The organism is Dokdonella aquatica (assembly GCF_051987395.1).
Taxonomy (GTDB): domain Bacteria; phylum Pseudomonadota; class Gammaproteobacteria; order Xanthomonadales; family Rhodanobacteraceae; genus Dokdonella.
Genome location: NZ_CP197094.1, coordinates 4,825,030 through 4,831,514, shown reverse-complemented (window position 1 = coordinate 4,831,514; position 6,485 = coordinate 4,825,030). Strand labels below are relative to the sequence as shown.

The 6,485-nt window shown below is 67.0% G+C and carries 5 protein-coding genes; all 5 read left to right on the top strand.

The annotated features are described in order from the left end of the window. Window positions 1–1,025 precede the first annotated feature (1,025 nt). The 5 genes from ACQQ2N_RS21415 to ACQQ2N_RS21395 all read left to right on the top strand — a co-directional run bounded on the left by ACQQ2N_RS21415 (window position 1,026) and on the right by ACQQ2N_RS21395 (window position 6,429). Complete coding sequence (locus tag ACQQ2N_RS21415) at window positions 1,026–1,898, top strand: transporter (protein WP_440223610.1); 873 nt, start codon at window positions 1,026–1,028, stop codon at window positions 1,896–1,898. A gap of 74 nt (window positions 1,899–1,972) precedes the next feature. Continuing rightward, complete coding sequence (locus tag ACQQ2N_RS21410) at window positions 1,973–2,443, top strand: DUF1097 domain-containing protein (protein WP_440223609.1); 471 nt, start codon at window positions 1,973–1,975, stop codon at window positions 2,441–2,443. Window positions 2,444–2,492: 49 nt separating this feature from the next. Next, window positions 2,493–3,929, top strand: a complete 1,437-nt coding sequence (gene aldA, locus ACQQ2N_RS21405; RefSeq protein ID WP_440223608.1) for an aldehyde dehydrogenase — start codon at window positions 2,493–2,495, stop codon at window positions 3,927–3,929. A 96-nt stretch (window positions 3,930–4,025) separates the two neighbouring features. Beyond that, entirely contained in the window at window positions 4,026–4,634 is a 609-nt protein-coding gene (locus ACQQ2N_RS21400) for a ubiquinol-cytochrome c reductase iron-sulfur subunit (protein WP_440223607.1), read from the top strand. A 67-nt stretch (window positions 4,635–4,701) separates the two neighbouring features. Next, window positions 4,702–6,429 carry a PQQ-dependent dehydrogenase, methanol/ethanol family gene (locus ACQQ2N_RS21395; RefSeq protein WP_440223606.1) on the top strand — a complete coding sequence of 576 codons (1,728 nt, stop codon included), beginning with the start codon at window positions 4,702–4,704 and terminating at the stop codon, window positions 6,427–6,429. The last annotated feature ends 56 nt before the right edge of the window (window positions 6,430–6,485 follow it).

Sequence of the window (6,485 nt, the reverse complement as noted above, 5' to 3'; positions counted from 1 at the left end):
CCCGGGTCTACCGGGGGGGCGTTTTCTTTTGCGCCGTCGCTCGCCACACGCCACGTGCGGCGTGGCCCCAAGCGCCACACGCTGCCTCTGTCCGGGGTCACGGACCACCCCCGCCTCGACGCGTTGCTCGACGTCTTCGGACGGGATCGGCGTTCGACGTTGCCATCGCGTGGAGCCGTCGGAGGCCTGTGTCGCTTCTCATGCGCTCCGTGCTTGCTCATGGCCGGGGCGCACGGATTCCGACGCCGCTGCTCGTGCGTGCCGCTGCCTGGCTCATCTCGCGAACACGCCTCGTGACGCAGCGACGGCGGGTGCCGCCGGTCCGTCCGGCCTCGCATCCTGCATCGCGATGGCCCGTGATGGGCTCTCTGCGTGGCGTGCTCGTTGTTGCCGCGTGAGAGGCGTCGCAGGTGCGTGCTGCGGGCGATGCACGATACGACCGATTCGTCTCGAGCCTGCCGACGGTCGCAGGCTCGACCTCGAGGACGCGGCAGCAGGGCAGTGAGGAGCGAGCAGCTTCCGTTTCGGGCGAGCATCATCCCGCGACCGTGCTGCCCTCGGTCCTCGACGGGCCGACGCATCGACATGTCGCAAGCCCTCTGCACGTCGCTTCCACCAGGGACGGCGAGCGATGCCGGCCTGCCGGCTGTTTCGACGTCCTCCGGCATGCCCAGCCCAGCGTCGCCCGTATGCCGTTGGTCACGCCCGCCGTGCGACGCGCGCACGGGAAACTGCGACACGTGTCGCAGTCGAAGCGACACGTGTGCGTGCTGTCACACCCGTCCGCTGATGTCGCATCGCGGCATCGGGCGTCGAACATCACACCCTCACGTATCGATTTTCCTTTGCCTACAGCGGCGTGCGGAATGGTGCTTCGCACCACGCGACCGCTGGCACGTCGATTGCGATCAAGGACGCGGGCGGCACCGGCGCGACGCGCACGGGCTGCGACCACGACGAGCCGGCGGGTGACGCGGACAGCAGATCCGCGACCCGGCCGGTCCATCCAATCGGGAGGGTACAAGATGGCAATCTTCAAGACGTCCACGACGTCGCGTCGCAATGTGGTGCTCATGCGCGCGGTCGCGATCGCGCTGCTCGGTCACGCCGGTTTCGTGTCGGCACAGACCACCTTCGACGTGATCGGTCCGCGTGAATACGACCTGCCGGTCGGCTTCGAGCCGTTCAACGTGTTCGTGCAGTACGCGATGGTCCAGGACAACGACCGCTTCTTCAATGGCAACGGCGACCGCGTCGCCGGCTCCGGCAGCCAGGCGATCACGGGCCTGTCGAAGTACGTGCGCTTCTGGACGCCCGAGTCGAACAAGAACATCGGCGTGGCCTGGGAAGTGATCGTTCCCGAAGTGGCCGTGCGCAACCGCCGCGCGCCCGAGGGCGATCGCCACATCAGCGGCCTCGGTGACCCGATGACCGGCTTCGCGATCTGGTACAAGCCCGTCGCCAGCCTGACCCTCGGCTTCCAGTCGTTCGTGCAGGTTCCGGTCGGCACGAATCGCGTCAGCGACACGAACTGGAAGAACCTCTCGAGCTTCTTCTGGGATTGGCGCATCGGCGAGAAGTTCGGCTGGACCGGCGATGCCGGCGCCGTATGGCAGAGCGAGCGCGACAGCGGCGTGCAGCCGGGCCTGACCTGGCACACCAACAACCGCTTCGCGTACCGCGCGAGCAAGCGCCTCGAGCCGTTCATCGGCCTCGACTACGAGCACACCAACAGCAAGGACGGCGCGCCGACCGCGCATGCGCTCGACGGCGGTGTGGGCCTCATGGTGCACACGTTCGCGAACCAGTCGCTGACGTTCCGCTACTCGAAGTCGATCGAGGGCAAGAACCACAGCTCCAACGACAGCATCAACCTCAAGTACGCCTACGTCTGGTAACGCCCCGGTGTGCCGCCGCCGCCCGCACGGGGCGGCGGTGCACCTCCCTTCGGCACATCGAAAGAGGTCGCACAATGAAACCGTTGATCGCTCTCGCTGTTTCCATCGCGCTGCTCGTCGCCGTGTGGGTCTACCTCAGCATCGGCCAGCCTGCGCTCCAGCTCATCCCGTGGATCGGCTTCGTCGCCTGGGCCACGTTCTTCGCTGCCGGTGGCGGCAAGGCTGCCGTCACGAAGACGCTTCCGCCCGCGATCGCGGGCGTCCTGCTCACCGCCGCCACGATGTACGGCGTCGGCCACTTCGGCGGCAGCCTCACGTCGCTCGTCGTGCTCGTCGCACTGCTCGCGTTCGTGCTCGTCGTCATGGCGAGCCAGCGCCACCTTGCCTACACGCCCGCCGCGTTCCTCGGCGCTGCGACCTACTTCGGCTCGGGCGGCAAGGTCGACGAAAGCATCCTGTTCGTCATCGCGTCGTGGATCGTCGGCGTCGCCTTCGGCTTCCTTTCCGAGCAGTTCGGCGCGCGCCTGACCAAGTCGCCCGCCTGACCGTTCTCCACGCATCGCAACACGCACCACCTGCAATCGAGGATTCCACATGACCACCGAGTACAAGAACTACATCGACGGCGCCTTCTCGGACGAAGCCAAGGCGACCATCGACGTGACGAACCCGGCGACCGGCGCGCTGCTCGCACGCATCCCGGACAGCGATGCCGCCGTCGTCGCCAAGGCCGTCGCCGCGGCCAAGCAGGCCCAGCCTGCGTGGGAGAAGCTGCCGCCGATCCAGCGCGCCGGCTACCTGCGCAAGATCGCGGCCAAGCTGCGCGACAACCGCACCGAACTCGCGAAGATCATCGTGCGCGAGCAGGGCAAGGTGCAGGGCCTCGCCCAGGTGGAAGTCGACTTCACCGCCGACTACATGGACTACATGGCCGAGTGGGCACGTCGTCTCGACGGCGAAGTGATCACGAGCGATCGTCCGGGCGAAAGCATCTACGTGCTGCGCAAGCCGATCGGCGTCGTCGCGGGCATCCTGCCGTGGAACTTCCCGTTCTTCCTGATCGCGCGCAAGCTCGCGCCGGCGCTCGTCACGGGCAACACCATCGTGATCAAGCCGAGCGAGGAGACGCCGATCAACGCGTTCGAGTTCGCCAAGCTCGTCGCCGAGACGGATCTCCCGAAGGGCGTGTTCAACCTCGTCGGCGGCCTCGGTGCCTCGACCGGTGAAGCGCTCGTCTCGCATCCGGACGTCGGCCTCGTCACGTTCACGGGCAGCGTCGCGACCGGCAGCCGCATCATGCAGACGGCCGGCAAGAACCTCACCCGCGTCAACCTCGAGCTCGGCGGCAAGGCGCCCGCGATCGTGCTCGCCGACGCCGACCTCGACCTCGCCGCGAAGGCGATCTACGACTCGCGCGTCATCAACACGGGACAGGTCTGCAATTGCGCCGAGCGCGTCTACGTCGAGCGTGGTGCACACGAGGCGCTGGTCGAGAAGCTGACCAAGCTGTTCTCGGAGACGCGCTACGGCGACCCGTCCGAGATCGCCGACCTGCACATGGGCCCGCTCGTGAACAAGGCAGGCCTCGAGAAGGTCGAAGCGCTCGTCGAGCAGGCCAAGCGCGACGGTGCCAAGGTGGTCATCGGCGGCAAGCGCGCCGACCTGCCGCAGGGTTTCCACTACGAGCCGACGCTGATCGTCGACGCGCGTGCCGACATGGACATCATGCGCAAGGAGATCTTCGGACCGGTGCTGCCGATCCAGGCCGTCGAGAACCTCGACGAGGCGATCGCGCTGGCCAACGACAGCGAGTTCGGCCTGACCTCGTCGATCTTCACGTCGAACATCAACTCGGCGATGAAGGCCGTGCGCGAGCTGCGCTTCGGCGAGACCTACATCAACCGCGAGCACTTCGAGGCGATGCAGGGCTTCCACGCCGGTCGCAAGAAGTCCGGCATTGGCGGCGCCGACGGCAAGCACGGCCTGCTCGAGTTCACCGAGACCCACGTCGTCTACCTGCAGACGTCCTGATCCACCGAGGCAACCCAGCGACATGTCACCCACGACCCACCCGCCCCAAGCCAGTCGCAACGCGACACGCGGCAGCACGGCACCGGGAGAGAATGCATGACCGAGAAGAAGAACCCCTGCGCCTGCGCCTGTGCCGCCGGCCATGATCCGTCCCGCCGCAGCATGATGGCGGGCGCCCTCGCCCTCGCGGCACTCGCGCCGTTGGCCGGAGCCCGTGACGCATCCGCCCAGGAAGGCGGTGCGCGCAGCACCAAGCCGGAGCCCGGCGACAAGCTCGCCTTCATGATGGGCGATCGCAAGGACAAGGAGATCACGCCGGCGGACCTCGTCGTCGGCGGCGAGCCGACGCTCGCGTATCCGATGGATCCGGCGACAGGGAAGGTCCTCTCGTCACGCGCGAACCTCCTCACGGTCGTGCGCCTCAAGCCCGAGGCGATCGGCGAGAAGAGCAAGCCGAACGCAGCCGAAGGCGTGGTGGCGTTCTCGGCGATGTGCACGCACTACGGTTGCCCGATCACGACGCTGCATCCGACCGGCACGCAGATCGTCTGCAACTGCCACGGCTCGGTGTTCGACGCCGCCAACCGCGGCGTCGTCACGACCGGTCCGGCCACGCGTCGCCTCGCGATGCTGCCGCTGGAAATCAAGGACGGTGCGATCGTCGTGGCCGGCAAGTTCGACGGCCCGCTCGGCCCCCCGCAATGAACGACGGGGCATCCGCCCCGCCGTCCTGCTCCAAGAAGAAACCAACAGTCACCGGGAGGAGACACCCATGAAGTTGCAAACCATCGTCGTCGCACTCGGCGCCGCGCTCGTATCGGGCCTGGCCGCCGCTGCCGACTACAAGCCCGTCACCGCGGAGCGCCTCGCCAATCCGGAGCCGGAGAACTGGCTGCTCACCAAGGGCAACTACGAAGGCTGGAGCTACAGCAAGCTCAACCAGATCACCACCGCCAACGTGAGCAAGCTCAAGCCGGTGTGGTCCGCCGCGACCGGCGTGCTGTCGGGCCACGAGGCTCCGGCGATCGTCAACGGCGAGTACATGTTCGTCGCCACGCCGCACAACCACGTGTTCGCCTACAACGCCAAGACCGGCAAGCCGCTCTGGCACTTCCAGCGCGAGGTGCCGGAAGGCATCGGCGCCCTGCACCGCACGAACCGCGGCGTCGCGCTGTGGAACGACAAGGTCTACGTCGGCAGCGTCGACTGCATGCTCAGCGCGCTCGACGCCAAGACCGGCAAGCTGCTGTGGGACGCGCAGGTGTGCGACTGGGAAGAAGACAGCGCCTACATCACCTCGGCCCCGCTCGTGGTCAAGGGCAAGGTGCTGATCGGTCCGTCGGGCGGCGAGTTCGGCGTGCGCGGCTTCCTCAAGGCGTTCGACGCCGAGACCGGCAAGCTCGCGTGGACGCGCTACAGCGTGCCGGCGCCGGGCGAGCCCGGTTCGGAGACCTGGCCGCAGACCGGCGAGTGGAAGGACGCGTGGAAGAACGGCGGCGGCACGATGTGGATGCCGGGCAACTACGACGCCAAGAACGACGTGATCTACTGGGGTGTCGGCAACGGCGCGCCGTGGCTCGGTGACCAGCGCCCGGGTGACAACCTGTACCTGGCCTCGGTGCTGTCGCTCAACCCGGACTCGGGTGCGATCAACAGTCACTACCAGTACCACTGGAACGATTCGTGGGACTGGGCCGGCATGAACGCGCCGACGCTCGTCGAGTTCAACCGCAACGGCAAGAAGGTCTCGGGCCTGATCAGCGCGCAGCGCAACGGCCGCCTGTACTGGCTGGACCGTGATGCCAAGGGCAAGATCACGTACAACAAGTCCGAAGCCTACGTGCACAACAACGTCTTCACGAGCATCGACAAGAAGACGGGCCGTCCGACCTACAACGAGGACGCCAAGCCGGCGACCGGCAAGACGCGCACCTACTGCCCGAGCCTCTGGGGCGGCAAGGACTGGCCGTACGAAGCCTACAACCCGGATACCGGCATGCTGTACGTGCCGTACAACGACAACCACTGCCTGACCCTGACCGGCATGATCCAGCCGCGCATCCCGGGCCAGTGGTCGGCGGGCGTGGACATCAACCGCCTCGACCTCTCGGTCAAGGAAGGCTTCGACCACATCGGCGGCATCCAGGCGTGGGACATCAACTCGGGCAAGGAAGTCTGGCGCGAGAAGTACGCCAAGTCGTGGAACTGGGGTTCGATCCTGACCACGGCCGGCGGCGTGCTGTTCGCCGGTGGCACCAACGACAAGATGTTCCGTGCCTACGACGCGAAGTCGGGCAAGCTGCTTTGGGAATTCCCGACCCCGTCGGGCATCATCTCGCCGCCCTCGAGCTTCCAGATCGACGGCAAGCAGTACATCGCGGTCGTGTCGGGCTACGGCGTCGACGCCCAGTGGATCCAGGGCAAGATGCACAAGCTCGCCGGCTGGGACGAGAAGGTTCCGGAAGGTGGTTCGGTGTGGGTGTTCGCGCTCGGTGACTGAGTCGCGGCCCAACGTTTGACCGTTTGAACATCGGGCCGTCCGCTCCTCCTCGCGAG

What these genes read in the sequence shown, in the direction of transcription:
- ACQQ2N_RS21410 (WP_440223609.1), top strand. Translation starts at nt 1,973, where the DNA reads ATGAAACCGTTGATCGCTCTCGCTGTTTCCATCGCGCTGCTCGTCGCC.
- ACQQ2N_RS21395 (WP_440223606.1), top strand. Translation starts at nt 4,702, where the DNA reads ATGAAGTTGCAAACCATCGTCGTCGCACTCGGCGCCGCGCTCGTATCG.
- aldA (WP_440223608.1), top strand. Translation starts at nt 2,493, where the DNA reads ATGACCACCGAGTACAAGAACTACATCGACGGCGCCTTCTCGGACGAA.
- ACQQ2N_RS21400 (WP_440223607.1), top strand. Translation starts at nt 4,026, where the DNA reads ATGACCGAGAAGAAGAACCCCTGCGCCTGCGCCTGTGCCGCCGGCCAT.
- ACQQ2N_RS21415 (WP_440223610.1), top strand. Translation starts at nt 1,026, where the DNA reads ATGGCAATCTTCAAGACGTCCACGACGTCGCGTCGCAATGTGGTGCTC.